Here is a 16,377-nt window from a genome sequence, read left to right on the forward strand (position 1 = left end):
CTCCTCATGGGGCACTCTCCTCATGCCAGATCCGAGCGGGAAGCGCGCAGGAGCCGCATCTGCACGACGGTCAGCAGTCCGAGCACCAAGGCGAGCACGACGGCGATGGCGGAGGCGTAGCCCATGCGGAAGTTCGTGAACGCCTGTTCGTAGATGTAGTAGTAGATGACCCTGGTGACGCCGCCCGGGGTGTTCTTGATGGTCACCGCGACGGTGTCGAAGATCTGGAACGAGCCGATCAGCGAGACCACCAGCACCAGGGCCAGCACAGGACGCAGCAGCGGCAGGGTGATGCGGGTGAACATCCGCCACTCGCCGGCACCGTCCAAAGAGGCGCTCTCGTACAGATATCTGGGTATCTGCAACATGCCCGCGTACAGCAGCAGAGCCGTGTAACCGGTGTAGGCCCAGGTGTTGATGCCCGCGATGGTCGGCATCGCCCACGTCGGTGACGTGAGGAAGCCGGTGGTGCCCAGCCCCGCCGCGCGCAGGACGTGGTTGACGAAGCCGATGTTGGCGTCGAGCATCCACATCCACAACAGACCCACGGTCACGTTGGGTACCAGCCAGGGCACCAAAAGCATCGCGCGTACCGCCACCGACTGGGTCAGGCGGTGCATCAACGTGGCCAGGGCGAGTGCCAGCACCGTCTGCGAGACGATGTTCAGCACGACGTAGTAGCCGGTGACCTTGAGCGCGTTCCAGAACTTGTCGTCGTTCACGAGGTCGCGGTAGTTCTCCGCGCCCACTAGGTTCGGCGGGGCCAACAGGCCGTAGTCGGTGAGCGAGTAGTAGACGCCCAACACGGTCGGGTAGGCGTAGAACAGCGCGAAGCCCACCAGCACCGGCGCCAGGAACAGCCACGCCACTTTGCGGTCATCACGTCGCCGCCGTGGTTTCGCAGCGGTCTCGCCGGCGCCCACGAGCACCTCGCGATCGTCACGTCGCCGCCGTGGTGTCACAGCAGTCTTGCTGGCGCTCATGAACACGCCTCCGCATCAGGACCTCTGTGCCTCACCTCTTGCCAGTGGGGCGCCGTTGCTACATATTGATGAGGAATAGTGAAACTTTGTCAATCCTCAAGCGGAACTATTTGGACCCTGCAGCTCTCCTCGTCCCCCTGGAGGTCGCTCCATGTCCACAGCCACGCCCAAACGCCGGAGGTTGGTGGCCGCACTGTGCGCCGCGGCCGTAGCCCTGCTGCCCTCCGCGATGCCCGGCCTCACCCACGCCGCGGACGTGTCCGCGCAGGGCGTTCCGGACCGTCCGGCGCCAGGCCCCGCCCCGGATCCGAGCCTGCCCGCCCACGCCCTCGCCACCGCCGACGCACCGCTGGACAACCCGCTCAAGGGGTTCGCCCGCTTCCTGCAGCCGGGCGTCGACCCGAACGCCGGCTACCCGCTCTCGCTGACCTGGGCCTACTTCGGCCTGTCCGAGGTCATGACGGACCCGAACAACTGCTCCAGCTACAACTGGGGCATCGTCGACAACGCGCTCAACACGATCGCGGCGGCCGGCAACCACGCGGCGATCCGGCTCTACATGGAGTATCCCGGCGGCGGCACGGGCACCCACCCCGGCAACGCGATCCCCGCGTGCTTCAACGGGCAGGTCGCCATGCGGCACAACGCCTACTGGGACACCACGAGCCCGGACTACGACAACCCGTTCCTGATGACCGGGCTCAAGAACTTCATCACCGCGTTCGGCGCGCGCTACGACGGCGACCCCCGGCTCGGCTACATCCACTTGGGACTCATCGGTCTGTGGGGTGAGTGGCACACCTGGCCCTACGACACCGACACCTCGAGCGACACCTATCCGAACTACATGCCCACCAACGCGAACGCCGCCGACATCCTCAACACCTACAACCGCGCGTTCACCCGCACCCGGCTCGAACTGCGCTACGCGGACAACGCGGGTGGTGCGGCGAACACCCTGCCGCGCATCGGTTACCACGACGACTCCTTCTGCTACCGCGAAGGCGGTCAGGGCGTGACGCTGCCGGTGTCCATGGGCGGCGCGCCCTGGGCCCAGTTGCAGAAGGCACTGGAGAACGGCGTGGAGAACCGGTGGACCACGGCCTCGATGGGCGGCGAGGTCCGTCCCGAGATCCAGTCCGTGGCGTTCGCCAACTGGCCGGGCGGCTCCGGCCCGGTCGACAACATGAAGGCGTGCATCGAGCTCGAGCACACCACCTGGAAGATCAACGAACGCAGCCTGGAGTACTCCCCCACCGACCCCAACGTGGCCGCGGCCGTCCGGTTGATGGGCTACAACCTCACCGTCCGCAACGCCTACTTCCACACCACGGCGCAGGGCGCCACGAAGGTCGGCGTGCAGATCGACAACACCGGCGTGGCCCCGTTCTACTACCCCTGGACGGTCAGCCTCGGTCTGAAGGACGCGGCCGGCACCGTGGTCAGGACGTGGGACACCTCCTGGGACCTGCGGCAGGTTCAGCCCACGCGCATCCGCGCCTTCCCCGACTGGGGAGTCGGCGCCGACCCGACTTACCGGGACTTCGGCCACGCCCGGTACTTCGACGCCCCGGTCGACCTGTCCGGTCTGAACACGGGGGGCTACCGGCTCGTGCTGAAGGCCAAGAACCCGTTGGAGACGATCAACGCCAACGCCAAGAAGCTGCGGTTCGCCAACGCGGGCCAGAACGCCGACGGATGGCTCGACCTCGGCGGGATGACCGTCGGCGCCGGCCCGTCCACGGCCAGCTACGAGGCCGAGGCCGCGGGCAACACCCTCGCGGGCGGCGCTGTCACCGGAGCATGCGGCGGATGTTCCGGCGGCAGCAAGGTCGGCTACATCGGCAACAGCGGCACCCTGAGGTTCAACAACGTCGACGGTGGCACCGGCGGCACGCGCACCGTCACGCTGCACTACGCCACCCAGGTGGCTCGGAGCGCCAGGGTCCAGGCCAACGCACTGGCACCCCAGACCGTGAACTTCCAGCCCACCCCTGACTGGGTCACCCCGAGAACCACCACCGTGACCCTGACCCTGCGCGCCGGGCGGACGAACACGGTCACCATCTCGAATCCCTCCGGCTGGGCACCGGACATCGACAGGATCACCGTGAGTTGACCAAGGACGGCCCGGGCCGTCTGCGCCCGGGCCGCCTCTCACACTCCTCCACCAGCGCCGTGCGGAAGGCTTCTCCATGACCATCACCAGCCACGACGACCTCCGTCTCGGCGTCCTCGGCTTCGGGCTCCGCGGTTCGATCGCCCTCACCGCCCACCGCCCCGGCGCCGGAAGCCGGGTCGTCGCACTCGCCGAGCACGACGCGACCGCGCGGGCCCAGGCGGAAGCGGCCTTCCCCGGCGCACTGATCACCTCCGACCACCGGGAGGTCGTCGAGTCCCCGGACGTGGACGCCGTCGTGGTCCTCACTCCCGACCACACCCACTGCGACCTCGCGTGCCAGGCCCTCAAAGCGGGCAAGCCCGTCTTCGTCGAGAAACCCCTCGACATCACGATCGAGCGGTGCGACGAACTGCTGCGCACCGCCTACGAGACGGGCAGCCGCCTCTACGTCGGACACAACATGCGGCACATGCCCGTGGTCCGCCTGATGCGCGACATCATCACGCGAGGTGAGATCGGCCAGGTCAAGACCGTGTGGGTGCGGCACTTCGTCGGGTCCGGCGGCGACTTCTACTTCAAGGACTGGCACGCCGAACGCCGTTACACCAACGGACTGCTGCTGCAGAAGGCCAGCCACGACCTCGACGTCCTGCACTGGCTCGCGAACGGCTACACCCGGCAGGTGCAGGCCTTCGGAGACCTGATGGTCTACGGCGGCAACCCGCACCGGCGCGCTCCCGGCGAGCCCAAGCACGCCGACTGGCACAACGAGGACGGCAACTGGCCGCCGCACACCCAGCGCGGCCTGAACCCCGACATCGACGTCGAGGACGTGTCACTGGTGAACCTGCGCCTGGACAACGGAGTGCTGGCCGCCTACCAGCAGTGCCACTTCACCCCCGACTACTGGCGCAACTACACCGTCATCGGCGACGCCGGCCGCCTGGAGAACTTCGGCGACGGGCCCGGCGCGGTGGTCAAGGTCTGGAACTCCCGCCGTTCCGCCTACCGCGAGCGAGCGGACGCCGAGTACCCCGTGCCGGACGCCGAGGACGACGACGGCCACGGTGGCGCCGATCCGCTCCTCGTGGACGAGTTCCTGCGGTTCGCCCGGGAGGGAGGCAGCACCGACACCTCACCCGTCGCCGCGCGGATGGCCGTCGCGGCCGGGGTGCGGGCCACCGAGTCCCTGCGTGCCGGAGGCGCCCCGCGTGAGGTGCGGGGTCTGGCCCCGGAGCTGGTCACGTACTTCGAGAGCGGGCAGGACCGGTTGGCGCGGCCGGAGGTCAGGCCCGCGTGACGACCCGCGCCAGGACTTCACACCCGCGTGCCGGCCGGTTCGGCCGCGCGCTCCTTCTGCCGGGTGTTCGCCGAGTAGTGGGCGACCGCGATGGCACCGGCGATCGCCAGGACGAACCCGATGATCGCGGCGGTCACGTACCCCTCGCGGACGTTGTCACCGAGGTAGACGAGGCCGACGAACGACGAGAGCGCCGTGTTGGTGGTGAACATGACGGCGGTGACCCCGGTCGGGCCGCCCCTCTGCAGCGCCATCGCGAACAGCACCGCCGCGGTGACCCCGTTGAGGACGATGGCCCAGGCCGCCGGTTCCAGGACGAGGCGCCACAGCGCGTCCGGGAGGTGGAGCGTTCGCGCCGAGATGCCGACGACGCTGTAGGCGACACCGGAGCCGAACGCCAGTGCGACCGTCGCCCGGACCTGGCTGTGGCGCCGGGCGTAGACGGCGATCGCACCCACCGGAACCGCCATGCCCACGAGGACCCAGCGCCACTGCGGTGGCAGGGCCTGTGCCGGGCCAGGCTCCGCGGACACGCCCAGCAGGACCAGGCCGGTCGCGCCGACGAGCAGCGCGCCCCATCCCCGCGCACGCAGGCGGGCACCCATGAAGGCGCTGATCATGGCGGTCACACCGACGCTGAACGCGAGCATCGACTGCACGAGGAACAACGGCAGCCGATGCAATGCCGCGGAGGCGCAGGCGAATCCCAGCAGGTTCACACCGAGACCGAGGAAGTACAGCCACTGACGCCTCAGGGCGATGAGATCGAGAGACCTTCCGCCGTACGCGCCCGCACGCCGGACACCTACCGACTCCAGGATCGAACCACTGCCTGACGCCAGGGTCGCCAGGCCGGCGAGGAGGTAACCCAGAGCCATTCGTCCATTGTGTCAGTCGATGTTCGTGGCGCTTTCGACATCCCCATGAAAGTGACTGATCGAGCGCTCGAACGAATGGCGTCCCAGCGACCTGATCCCACGCAAGGTCAGCGATCAATTACTCAGTGTGGGATTTTCGCTTGTAGCGGTTTCCCGAGAGCGGTTGCCGACGGCACAGGGCTCACCGCGTGCCGGGCAGCACCACGCCGAGCGGATCCCGATCGGGGCGCATCCCCCGCCACGCCGAATGCCGCAACCGGCCGTCCGGCGTCCACTGGCGGAACTCGACCTCGCCCACCAGCCTCGGTTCGACCCAGCGCGCGTCGCGGGCGTGCTCGCGCGGCACCTCGACGTCGAACGGGCTGGTGGGCCGTCCCAGCCTCTCCAGCTGCCGCAGCAGGTCGGCCAGGACCGTCTGGCTGAAGCCCGTGCCCACGTGGCCGACGTACACCAGGCGGCCTTGGCCGTCGTGGGCTCCGAGGAGCAGGGACCCCACCTTGCCCGCGCGATTGCCCTGTCCGGCGCGCCATCCTCCGACGACGACCTCCTGGGTGTAGCGGAACGGGGTCTTCACCCAGGCGGGCGACCGCCGCCCCGGCTCGTAGCGGGACCTGACCCGCTTCGAGACGATCCCCTCGAACCCGTACTGGCTCGCCACGCGAAGCACGTCCGCGGGATCGGTGTCCGTGAAGGCCGGAGGCACCTGCACCGCGTGATTGCCCGGCAACGCCAGTTCCACGAGCATGGCTCGCCTGACGTCGTACGGCGTGGACAGCAACGACCGCCCGTCCAGGCGCACCAGGTCGAACACGAAGTAGGCGATGCGCGGCCGGGTCCGCCGCAGTTCCCGCACACCGTGGTCCCGCTGCTGGAGCAGCCCGAAGTTCGGGCGTCCCTCCTGGTCGAGTGCGACGATCTCACCGTCGAGCACGGCGGTTCGGCCGTTCAGGAGTTCGGGCAGCACGGTCAGTTCGGGGAATCGCTCCACGAAGTCCAGGTCGTTGCGGCTGATCATGCGCACGCTCTCGCCCTGGCAGTGCGCAACGCCCCGGTAACCGTCCCATTTGAACTCGACCGCCCAGCCGTCGTCGTCCGGCACCTCGCCCGCGGTGGCGAGCATCGGCCGGATGACCTCGAGCGGTTCGCTCGCTCGTGCGGCACTGACCACCTGGCCACCCTCCTTCGGCGCGGCCTGCCTCCAGTCATGGTCAGGGAGAATCGCCCAGGTCGCAGCCCGAGGAGTGCCGGTGACGTCCTCGACTAGGCAAGGTGCCCGTCCGGCCGCACCAGCCCGGCGGGCGTCTCCACGTGACGACCGGACCGCAGCCGCGCGAAGAGCGTGCCGCCGTCCGGCACCCGCCGCCCGGTCCCGTAGTCGACGTCAAGACCGGACAGGCGCTCGGCCAGCTCCTGGGACATGTCCGGCGCGGACGCGATCAGCCCGCTCAGCACCGCGCGCAACGCCTGCCCTTCGGGTGAGTACCCGGTCATCAGCGCGGTCTGAGCCCTGGTGTGCCGCACCAGCTCGGCGCCCACCGGGTGGCGTTCCGAGTGGTAGGTGTCGAGCAACGCGGCATCGGCGCGGCCGGCCACGACGGCGGCGAGCTTCCAGCCGAGGTTGTGCGCGTCCTGGATGCCGACGTTCATGCCCACTCCCCCGGTCGGGAAGTGCATGTGGGCGGCGTCGCCCGCGAGGAACACGGTGCCTGATCGGTAGGCCACGGCCTGGCGGGTGGCGTTCCCGAAGCGCGACAACCACTTCGGGTCGCGCAGGCCGAAGTCGGTGCCCGCGATCGCGCGGACGGTGGCGCGCAGTTCGCCGAGGGTCAGCTCGCCGGGCCATTCGGTGCGGTTCGTGGCCGGGTCGCCTCCGACGATCCGGTGCACACCGCCGGGCAACGGCACGACCATCAGCCCACCCGAGGGGCCGGTGACGGCGGCGAATCCGCGCGCGGGCGGCTCGTCGAGGATCACGTCACCCAGCCAGCCCCACGTCGTCGCGTCGGTGCCCGCGAAGTCGATGCCGGCCGCTTCCCGCACGGTGCTGCGCACACCGTCGCAGCCCACCACGTACCGCGCGGCCACGACCTCGCCGCCGGCCAGCGAGACGCCCCCGGGCACCAGGCCGGTCACCTGGCATCCCCGCCTCACCACCGCACCCGTCGCCAGCGCCCGCTCCTCCAGCAGCTCCTCGGTGCGGGCCTGGGGCAACGCCAGCGTGAACGGGTACGGCGTGTCCAGGACCGAGAAGTCCATGCGGTCGGGCAGCCCGCCGAAGTGCCCGTTCGGGATCCGCAGCCCCTCCTCCAGGAACGGCCCCGCGACGCCCCGGCAGTCGAGGACCTCGATCGTGCGGGGGTGGATCGTGAGCGCCTTGGAGTTCGCGTCCCGTTCCCGCCGCGCCTCCAGCACCGCGACGGACGCCCCGCCCAGCCGCAACTCCCCCGCCAGCCAGAGACCGGTCGGTCCCGCGCCCACCACGACGACGTCGTACATGACAGCTCCTCTTGGTCACTGACCAACACTCGACACCTCGAGTAGACTAGGTCAGTGACCAAGAGTCAAGCGGACGTGGTGCGGACCGCGCTGGAGATCCTCGACGAGCGCGGCGCCGAGGCGGTGTCGATGCGGGCCATCGCGCAGGAGCTCGGCGTGCGGATGAACACCGTCCTGTGGCACGTCAAGTCCAAGGCGCGGCTGGAAGAGCTGATGGCCGACGCGATCGTCGCCGGCGTCTCGCTCGACGACCTGCCCGCGCACTGGCGGGACCGCGCGGCCGAGATCGCGCGCCGCTACCGGAAGGCCCTGCTGGCGCACCGGGACGGCGCCGCGGTCGTGGCGGGCACCTACGCCGCCGAACCGGCCACGTTGGACACCGCCGAAGCACTCGTGGCCGCGCTGCTCGACGGTGGCCTCCCGCCGAAGGAGGCCGCCTGGACGTGCTGGGGCATCATCTACTTCCTCCTCGGACTGGCGCAGGAGGAGCAGGCGCTGCCGAGCAGTTCCGAGGGCTTCGACGTGGGAGAACGGCCGTCACTGCGGCGCGTTCTCCCCTTCCTCGCCGGGGAGTCGTTCGACGAGCGGTTCGAGTTCGGGGTCGCCAAGCTGCTCGCCCGGTGACGCCGGCACGTCATGCCTCGGTGACGTCGTCGAGCGCTCTCTCGACCACCTCGGACAGCGAGCGCATGAACGTGGCGCTCACGTGGTTGTCGTCGAAGTTGACCAGCAGGTCGCCCATGAACGGCGGGCACTGGTCCTCGGTGCAGAGGTGGTCGCTGAAGTCGAGGAACGAGACGTTGCCCGGCACGTCGAGGTGGGCGTAGGGCGGCACCGGCGCGAGCAACTCGGCTCGTGGTGCGCCGCAACGCGGTACCGGGCCGTGCACCTGCACGCAGTCGAGCACCGAGAAGCTGTAGCGCGGGTTGTCGCGCACCGCGACCACCGGGATCTGCGCGGCGTCGAGCTGGCGCCAGCGTTCGACGAACCCCGGCGGCGTCACCTCGGTCAGTCCCACCTGGACGTCGCGGGTGGCGAGGGTGAAGACGAAGTCCGGGCGCAGGTCGATGATCTCGGCCGCCGCGTTGTCGTTCCACCGCAGGCACGACTGGTCGCCGGGGACCTTCTCCGACCGCGTGGAGAACGGGCAGGCGCCCTTGAGCATGGCGATCAGCTGCCAGCCGCGGCGTTCCGCGATCGGTGCGAGTGCGGCGAGGTACTGCTGGATGTGCGAGTCGCCGACGAGCACGACCCGCTTGGTCGGCGGCCCCTCGGTGAGTCCGTAGCAGACGTCGAGTTCCTGGCTGTGCGAGGACTTCCGGCACTGGCTGTCGAACGGCGCGAAGTCCGTGGCGTCGGCCGGGAGCTGCGCGGCGGCGCCTTCGCGAGGACCGGTGGGCTGCACGACGACGGCCGCCGCCACGAGCGGAACCAGGACCAGCGCCACCATCGTCCGTGCTCGCCATCGCGACCGGCGCACGGGCTCCTCCACGAGCAGATGGGTGGCCGCCGCGAGCACGAGCGACGCGCTGATGATCGCGATCCCGCCGATCAGGCCGACCTCACCGCGACCCTGGACCACGAGCCACCCCACCAGCACCGGCCAGTGCCACAGGTAGAGCGCGTAGCTGAGATCTCCCAGGTACCGCAACGGTTCGCTGGCCAGCACCCGGTCCGCGCCGAACCGGCTGCCGGTCGCTCCGGCGGCGATCACCGCCGCGGCGCACGTCGTCGGCCACAGCGCCAGGTAACCGGGGAAGGCCGCGCCGACGTCCAGCACGATCCCGCAGACCAGGAGTCCCAGCAGACCCGTCCAGCCCAGCAGGACGCCCCAGTGCCTCGGCAGGGCGACGCGGGACACGACCAGTGCCAGCAGGCCACCGAACGCGAACTCCCAGATCCGCGTCGCCGTGTGGAAGTAGGCCAACGGCTGATCCACGGCGGTGAGCCACACCGAACAGCCGAGGGAGGCGGCGAAGACGACGAGCAGCACGCGCAGGAGCGACCGGCGCAGCAGCGTGACCACCAGGATCAGCAACGGCCAGAGGAGGTAGAACTGGCCCTGGATCGACAGCGACCAGAAGTGCTGCACGACGCTCGCCTGTTCGTGCTGCGCGTAGTAGTCCGTCGAGTCCGACGCCAGCTGCCAGTTCTCGAGGAACAACGCGGAGGCGATCACCTCGCGCGCGGTCTGCGGCCACCGGTTCGCCGGCAGGAACAGCGCCCCGGCCGCCAGTGTCGCGGCGAGCACGACGAACGCGGCGGGCAGCAGGCGCTTGGCCATCCTGCTCCACAACGTCCGCAGGTCGAGCCTCCCGCGCGCGGTCGCGCGCACGAGCTGACCCGTCACCAGGAACCCGGAGATCAGGAAGAAGACGTCGACGCCACCGGAGACCCGGCCGAGCCAGACGTGGTAGACGACGACGAGCAGTGCGGCGACCGCGCGCAGGCCCTGCAGTTCCGCACGGTAGGTCCGATCCGGGGATGGCGCACCCACTGCCGCCGCATGGTGATCACTACCCAGCACCCTGAGAGGCTGACGTCCGGGCGCGCCCCGGTAAATCCGTGGCAACACCCAATCACACCCGGAACCGCCCCTCCCCACGGCGGGAGGTTGAGTGGGCGAACGGATCGCGCCACACCATCTGACCAGGGCATCGTGGAGGACACAACCCCTCCGACCGCCTGGGAGGCGCCATGGTCCACACCGACCGACCCGCCCGCACTCGACGGCCGCTGACTTGGGTTCTGCTCGGGGCCGCACTGGCCCTGCTGATCGCCGGGATCACCGCGCCCCACGCCCTGCTCGTCGCCGCCGGACTGATCCTGGCAGGCCTGATCGGGCTTGGGAACAAGCCCTGACTACATGTCCGAGAAGTCCGAAATGGGTGTTGCACCCGATGGTTCCGGACGGCCGTCCCGCAGAGACTTCCACCATCACCTGGCTGGAGACGGGAGGCGACCATGTCCACAGCGGGACAACTGGCCGGACGCACCGAACGGGCTGATGCCATGCAGGCACGCGACATCGCCATCAACGTTCCGACCGTGACGGTCGACGACCCCGTCACCAAGGCGGTGCGGGTGATGGCGGTGAACCGGTTGCCGGGTCTGATCGTGGTGGACGACCGCGGCCGGCCGTGGACGGTGCTGCCCGGCACCCAGGTCCTGCGGCTCGCCGTACCGCAGTCCTATCAGGAGGATCCGGCGCTCGCCCGTGTCGTCGACGAGGGCCACGCCGACCTGTTCTGGATGGAGCTGAGCGACCGCACCGTCGGCGACGTGGCACCGCACCACCGAGCCAAACCCGCGACCGTCCGCGCCGACGCGACCCTGCTGGAGGTCGCGGCGCTGATGGCCCGCCAGCACAGCCCGCTCGTCGCCGTGATCGACGACGCCGGCGCGCTCGTCGGGGCGATCACCCTCGACCGTCTCATCACCTCGCTCGCCGTCTACACCGGCGAGGACTAGGCCCCTCTCCTCCGGACCATCTGTCCCCCGTCACCGCCGGCGTGCTGAACTCGCGCCGGCGGTGACAGCCATCGGGTTGGGAGATCCGTGAGCGCAGCACTCGCCCTGACGATCTTCCTGATCGCGTTCTTCTTCATCGCCACCGAGAAGGCGAACAAGGTCAAGGTCGTGCTCGTGGCCGCCGGGCTGATGGCCGTGTTCGGCCTGGTCCCGGGCTCGGAGGTGTTCTTCTCCGAACACTCGGGCATCGACTGGAACGTCATCTTCCTGCTGTTCGGCATGATGATCATCGTCGGCATCGTCAAGCAGACGGGTGTCTTCGACTACCTCGCCATCTGGGCCGCCAAGAAGGCCCGCGGCCGCCCGTACCGGCTGATGGTGATGCTGATGATCATCACCGCGATCGCGTCACCGTTCCTGGACAACGTCACCACGATCATGCTCGTCGCGCCGGTCACCATCGTGGTGTGCAACCGGCTGCGGATCGCCGCTCAGCCGTATCTGATCGCCGAGGTGCTGGCGTCCAACATCGGTGGCGCGGCGACGTTGATCGGTGATCCGCCGAACATCATCATCGGCAGCCGGGCCGGGCTGACGTTCATGGACTTCCTCGTGCACATGGCACCGATCGTCGTGGTCGTGTTCGTGGTGTTCGTGTTCCTGACGAAGGTGTTGTTCCGCAAGTCGTTCCAGTACAACGCCGAACACGTCGAAGCCGTGATGGCGCTGCAGGAACGGCGGGCGATCACCGATCCCGCGATGCTGCGCCGGTGCCTGATCGTGTTCACCGGCGTGGTGGTCGGGTTCGGCCTGCACGCCGTGCTGCACCTCGACCCCGCGATCGTCGCCCTGGTGGGCGCGGGTGTGATGCTGCTCGTGACGCGTGCCGACGTGAACGACGTGCTGGCCGAGGTGGAGTGGCCGACGCTCACGTTCTTCATGGGCCTGTTCGTGATGGTCGCGGGACTCGTCCACACCGGAGTGATCGAGACCGTGGGCACGTGGGCGGTCACCGCGTTCGGCGACAACTACTTCGCCGCCGCCACCGCCCTGTTGTTCGGTTCCAGCGTGCTCGGCGCGTTCTTCGACAACATCCCCTACGTCGCCACGATGACACCGGTCGTCGAGGGCATGGTGGCCGGGATCCCGGACGCCGCGACGGGTCAGTCGCTGTGGTGGGCGTTCGCCCTGGGCGCGGACTTCGGTGGCAACGGCACGGCGGTCGCCGCCAGCGCCAACGTCGTCGCGCTCGGCATCGCGGCCCGCGCGGGACACCGGATCAGCTTCTGGCAGTTCACCCGCTACGGCATCGTCGTGACGCTCATCAGCACCACGATGGCGTGGGGTTACGTCTGGCTGCGGTACTTCTGACCGCGCAGCACCGGCGACACCCAGGCCGCGACGACACCGGCGAGCAGCACCGCGAGACCAGCGGCGGCCCCGGCCCGCGGATCACCGGCCGACACCGACACGGCACCTCCGAGCACCGCGCCGAGCGGGTGGCCGACACCCCAGGCGACCATCCGCGCGGTCGTGTTCACCCGCGACTGCAGTTCCTCGGGGCACACCTGCTGGCGGTAGGTGATCCCGTTGATCACGACGACGGCACCGGCGACACCCCAGCAGATCGCCAGGGCGCACGCGAGCAGCCAGTGTCCACTCAGGAGCACGAGGACCCCGCCGAGCAGCGAGAGCGGCAGTGCCCAGAGCGACACGCGCGCGTTGCCCCACCGCGTGGTCAGCCGCGGCAGCAACCGGGCGGCGACGATCGCGCCCAGGCCCCAGCAGCTGAACAGGGCGGCGAGCCGCGCGTCGTTCTTCGGCGCGACGCCGAGCACCTGGTCGGCGAACGGCACGAGCAACGCCATCCACGCGCCTCCCGCCACCGAGTGCGTGGTGCCGACGAGCGTGAGGATCCGGACGGTGGGCTCGTCCCACACGAACCGCAACCCCTCCTTGACGTCCGCGACGAGCTGCCCGGCGCCCTGCACCGGACGTGGATTCGCCAGGCTGCTGGTGATGGAGCGCAACAACAACGCCGACCCGACAGCGGTCAGCGCGTTCACGGCGAGCAGGGACGCCGGTGCGACGACCGCCACGAGGAGCCCAGTCAGTCCCGGCACCACGAGCTCCACCACGGTCGTGCGCCCGAAGAGGGTCGAGTAGGCGGCGGTGATCTTCTCCTTGCCCACCAACGTGGGCAGCGCGCCGAAGTTCGCCGCGTCGAAGAACACGAACGCCGTCTGCGTCGCGAACGCCGCCACCACGACGTGCGGCGCGGTCAGCACACCGGCCAGCCACGCCACCGGCACGCTCAGCAGCACGGCGGCGACCGTGAGGTCCATCGCGACCATCAGCCGGCGACGGTCGAGCCGGTCCGCGAGCGCACCGGCCAGCAGGCCGAACACCAGGTACGGCAACGCTTCCGCCGCCGTGACGGCCGACGTCCAGCCCGCCGATCCGGTGAGCTGGTAGACGAGAACGGGCAGTGCCACCACCGACACCACGGCGCCGACGACCGACAGCACCCGTGCGTTGAGGTAGCGGCTGAAGTCGCGCTCGGACGTGCTGATGCTCGTGTCCCCCATCGGGCCAGCGTAGGAATATTCGTGTTTCGGCGGAAGACGACCTGAACGACGCAATCCGCCACCTGAATGCCGTAGGCCGTCCGGAGCAATCGGCGCGACCTGTCACGCCCCCGCTGATCCGTCAGTGCGACACCGTTCGGAATTCGGGGGAATCGCGGGAGAATCCCGCGATTACATCTCCGCTGGCATGAGGAATATCCGGTAACGCTTTTTTCAGCCCATCGACTCCTTTCGGTGTGTTCCGGCCGTATGTCCGGTTCACCTCATCCCGAATGGAGCTGCCATGCGACACTCACGGCACCGCGCCAGACCGGTTTTCGCGATCACCACCACATCGTTCCTGCTCGCCGCCCTCGCCGTACCGGCCTTCGCCGCCCCGGTCCCCGGCACCGACGTCCTTTACACGCTCGACGCCGATTTCGACAACGGCGTCTCCCAGGACGTCAACCACAACGCCCCGAACAACAACCAGCTTCAACTCGACCGTTCGACCGTTTTCTTCCCCTACGTCAACGTCGCCGCCTCGGCGCGCGGGACAATGGTCCGGATCGACGTCAACACCGGCCAGATCGTCGGCGAATGGGCCTCCGCCCCGAACGGCCGCGGACGCAACCCGTCCCGCACGACCGTCGACAAGTTCGGCAGCACGTGGCTCTCGAACCGCGACGAGGGCGCGGGCGGCCGGGGCTCGGTCACCCGCGTCGGCGTCATCCAGGGCGGCACGCGCGTCAACTCCGACGGCACCGCGAACCCCGCCGGTGACTACCTCAAGGGCCCCTTCGCCTACAACAAGTGCGTCGACCGGAACCAGGACGGGCTGATCGCCACCAGCCGCGGTATCGGTGACATCCGCCCGTGGACCAACGCGGGTGGCGCGGACGACAACGGCGGCGTCACCACGGCCGCCGACGAGTGCGTCATCAACTACTCCCGCGTCACCGGCAGCAACACCCGCACGGTCGCCGTCGACGCGCAGAACCGGCTGTGGACCGGCGGCCAGGACCTCGACCACGAGCTCCTCGACGCCGACGGCGCGGCCACCGGCACGCAGTTCAACGTGGGCTGCGGCGGTTACGGCGGCCTGATCGACAAGGCCGGCACGCTGTGGTCCGCGCGCAACTTCGGCCTGCTGCGCTACGACCCGGCCACGCAGACAGGCGCGTGCCTCAACAGCACCCACGGTGACTACGGCCTCGGCATGGACCCGGTCACCGGCGAGATCTGGCACACGAACTTCTCCGGCAACCGGGTCGCGAAGCTCGCGCCGGACGGCACGATCCTCGGCGCGTTCGGCCACGGCAGTCAGAACGCGCAGGGCGTCGCGGTCGACAGCGACGGCAACGTCTGGGTCGCGCACTCGCTGAGCGGCGCGACGACGGTCGGCCACCTGCGCACCGACGGCACCTACGTCGGCAACGTGCCGCTGCCCGGCGGTGCCGGGCCGACCGGTGTCGCGATCGACAGCAACGGCAAGGTCTGGGTCACCAACATCAGCACCAACAACGCCCAGCGCATCGACCCGGACGCCGGCCCGGTCGGCGGCGGTGGCCACCCCGTCGGCGCGGTCGACCTGACCGTCGACCTCGGCGCGGGCGCCGGTCCGTACAACTACAGCGACATGACCGGATCGGTGCTGGGCGAGATCACCGCGCCGCAGGGCACGTGGAGCGTCGTGCAGGACGGCGGCACCAACGGCCGTCCGTGGGGCACGGTCACGTGGAACACCGAGGTGCAGGGCGCCGTGCCGCAGGGCACGTCGATCGTCGTCGAGGCGAGGACGTCTGACACCGAGGCCGGTCTGGCGGGCGAGAGCTTCACGCCGGTGGCGAACGGCGTGACGTTCGCGAAGACCGGCCGCTACATCGAGGTCCGAGCGACCCTGACCGCGAACGCGGCCGGTGACAGCCCCGTGCTGTCCGACCTGCGGATCAGGACCTCCGAACGCACCGGCGTCTTCTCCTGCCAGGCCACCGCGCTCACCCTCGCGGGCATCGTCTCGACCAGGGCGAACCCGCAGGACGTGCCGTGCGTGGACGACCACGAGACGCTGGCGAACGTCCAGCTGAACGCGGGCATCCTGACCGTGCGGGCCACCGCGCTCGACGCGCGGACCGACCAGACACCGGACGACCTCACGGGCACCGCGCCCGCGACGACCGACCTCGCGACCGGGCGGGCGCGCATCGAGCAGACCCGCGTGACGAGCGGCCTGCTCACGATCGAGATCGGCGTGATCGAGTCGAACGCGTCGGTCACCTGCGTGGCGGGACCGGGCGGCCTGGTGCCGCAGTTCGCGGGATCGTCGTCGATCGCCTCGTTGAAGATCAACGGGCTGACGGTGGCGGTGGGCAGTGCGCCGCTGACGATCCCGCTGGTCATCGGGTCGTTGCGGCTCAACAGCACGACGACCACCGCGACCAGCGTGGTGCAGCAGGCCGTCGTGGTGGACACGCTGCTGACCGACGTGGTGATCGGTGAGGCGAAGGCCAACGTCGAGGCCAAGCCGGGTCACCCCGGTGGCTCGCCCTGCCGCGTCTGA

At 69.6% G+C, this 16,377-nt stretch carries 13 protein-coding genes; 7 read left to right on the plus strand and 6 right to left on the minus strand.

What is annotated here, in order from left to right; translation table 11 throughout:
- Positions 1–20: 20 nt before the first annotated feature.
- Positions 21–983: a carbohydrate ABC transporter permease gene (locus PV646_RS21650; RefSeq protein WP_500343981.1), complete on the minus strand. Its 963-nt coding sequence runs from the start codon at positions 981–983 to the stop codon at positions 21–23.
- A gap of 151 nt (positions 984–1,134) precedes the next feature.
- Here PV646_RS21650 and PV646_RS21655 point away from each other — a divergent pair, with 151 nt between their 5' ends.
- Positions 1,135–3,102, plus strand: coding sequence for a DUF4832 domain-containing protein (locus tag PV646_RS21655; protein ID WP_500343982.1), 1,968 nt, complete (start codon positions 1,135–1,137; stop codon positions 3,100–3,102).
- Positions 3,103–3,178: 76 nt separating this feature from the next.
- Complete coding sequence (locus tag PV646_RS21660; protein WP_500343983.1) at positions 3,179–4,405, plus strand: Gfo/Idh/MocA family protein; 1,227 nt, start codon at positions 3,179–3,181, stop codon at positions 4,403–4,405.
- 17 nt (positions 4,406–4,422) lie between these two features.
- On the opposite strand, the gene PV646_RS21665 is transcribed toward PV646_RS21660, so the two are convergent.
- The 3 genes from PV646_RS21665 to PV646_RS21675 all read right to left on the minus strand — a co-directional run bounded on the left by PV646_RS21665 (position 4,423) and on the right by PV646_RS21675 (position 7,779).
- A complete protein-coding gene (locus PV646_RS21665) occupies positions 4,423–5,283 on the minus strand; it encodes a DMT family transporter (RefSeq protein WP_500343984.1) in 861 nt (286 codons plus the stop codon).
- Between the two features lie 181 nt (positions 5,284–5,464).
- Complete coding sequence (gene ligD, locus PV646_RS21670) at positions 5,465–6,451, minus strand: non-homologous end-joining DNA ligase (RefSeq protein WP_500343985.1); 987 nt, start codon at positions 6,449–6,451, stop codon at positions 5,465–5,467.
- 92 nt (positions 6,452–6,543) lie between these two features.
- Positions 6,544–7,779, minus strand: coding sequence for an FAD-dependent monooxygenase (locus PV646_RS21675; RefSeq protein WP_500343986.1), 1,236 nt, complete (start codon positions 7,777–7,779; stop codon positions 6,544–6,546).
- A 54-nt stretch (positions 7,780–7,833) separates the two neighbouring features.
- Between PV646_RS21675 and PV646_RS21680 the strand changes: the two genes are divergently transcribed.
- Entirely contained in the window at positions 7,834–8,403 is a 570-nt protein-coding gene (locus PV646_RS21680; protein WP_500343987.1) for a TetR/AcrR family transcriptional regulator C-terminal domain-containing protein, read from the plus strand.
- A gap of 10 nt (positions 8,404–8,413) precedes the next feature.
- Here the strand turns inward: PV646_RS21680 and PV646_RS21685 are convergent, their stop codons facing one another.
- A complete protein-coding gene (locus tag PV646_RS21685) occupies positions 8,414–10,276 on the minus strand; it encodes an acyltransferase family protein (RefSeq protein WP_500343988.1) in 1,863 nt (620 codons plus the stop codon).
- Between the two features lie 200 nt (positions 10,277–10,476).
- Here PV646_RS21685 and PV646_RS21690 point away from each other — a divergent pair, with 200 nt between their 5' ends.
- The 3 genes from PV646_RS21690 (at position 10,477) to PV646_RS21700 (ending at position 12,621) form a co-directional block, all read left to right on the plus strand.
- The gene (locus PV646_RS21690) at positions 10,477–10,641 is read left to right on the plus strand and encodes a hypothetical protein (RefSeq protein WP_500343989.1); all 165 of its coding nucleotides are present in this window, start codon (positions 10,477–10,479) and stop codon (positions 10,639–10,641) included.
- 102 nt (positions 10,642–10,743) lie between these two features.
- Positions 10,744–11,250, plus strand: a complete 507-nt coding sequence (locus PV646_RS21695) for a CBS domain-containing protein (RefSeq protein WP_500343990.1) — start codon at positions 10,744–10,746, stop codon at positions 11,248–11,250.
- A gap of 87 nt (positions 11,251–11,337) precedes the next feature.
- Entirely contained in the window at positions 11,338–12,621 is a 1,284-nt protein-coding gene (locus PV646_RS21700; RefSeq protein ID WP_500343991.1) for an ArsB/NhaD family transporter, read from the plus strand.
- Here PV646_RS21700 and PV646_RS21705 read toward each other — a convergent pair.
- Positions 12,597–13,838 carry an MFS transporter gene (locus PV646_RS21705; RefSeq protein ID WP_500343992.1) on the minus strand — a complete coding sequence of 414 codons (1,242 nt, stop codon included), beginning with the start codon at positions 13,836–13,838 and terminating at the stop codon, positions 12,597–12,599. The genes PV646_RS21700 and PV646_RS21705 overlap by 25 nt on opposite strands.
- A gap of 283 nt (positions 13,839–14,121) precedes the next feature.
- On the opposite strand from PV646_RS21705, the gene PV646_RS21710 reads away from it, so the two are divergent.
- Positions 14,122–16,377, plus strand: coding sequence for a hypothetical protein (locus PV646_RS21710; protein ID WP_500343993.1), 2,256 nt, complete (start codon positions 14,122–14,124; stop codon positions 16,375–16,377).

The sequence above is a fragment of the Streptomyces sp. ID05-26A genome, assembly GCF_033794685.1.
Taxonomy (GTDB): domain Bacteria; phylum Actinomycetota; class Actinomycetes; order Mycobacteriales; family Pseudonocardiaceae; genus Lentzea.

Excerpts from the sequence above, each read along its gene's own strand:
- PV646_RS21655 (WP_500343982.1), top strand. The coding sequence starts at position 1,135 with ATGTCCACAGCCACGCCCAAACGCCGGAGGTTGGTGGCCGCACTGTGC.
- PV646_RS21660 (WP_500343983.1), top strand. The coding sequence starts at position 3,179 with ATGACCATCACCAGCCACGACGACCTCCGTCTCGGCGTCCTCGGCTTC.
- PV646_RS21710 (WP_500343993.1), top strand. The coding sequence starts at position 14,122 with ATGCGACACTCACGGCACCGCGCCAGACCGGTTTTCGCGATCACCACC.
- PV646_RS21665 (WP_500343984.1), bottom strand. The coding sequence starts at position 5,283 with ATGGCTCTGGGTTACCTCCTCGCCGGCCTGGCGACCCTGGCGTCAGGC.
- PV646_RS21695 (WP_500343990.1), top strand. The coding sequence starts at position 10,744 with ATGTCCACAGCGGGACAACTGGCCGGACGCACCGAACGGGCTGATGCC.
- PV646_RS21650 (WP_500343981.1), bottom strand. The coding sequence starts at position 983 with ATGAGCGCCAGCAAGACTGCTGTGACACCACGGCGGCGACGTGACGAT.
- PV646_RS21705 (WP_500343992.1), bottom strand. The coding sequence starts at position 13,838 with ATGGGGGACACGAGCATCAGCACGTCCGAGCGCGACTTCAGCCGCTAC.
- PV646_RS21675 (WP_500343986.1), bottom strand. The coding sequence starts at position 7,779 with ATGTACGACGTCGTCGTGGTGGGCGCGGGACCGACCGGTCTCTGGCTG.
- PV646_RS21690 (WP_500343989.1), top strand. The coding sequence starts at position 10,477 with ATGGTCCACACCGACCGACCCGCCCGCACTCGACGGCCGCTGACTTGG.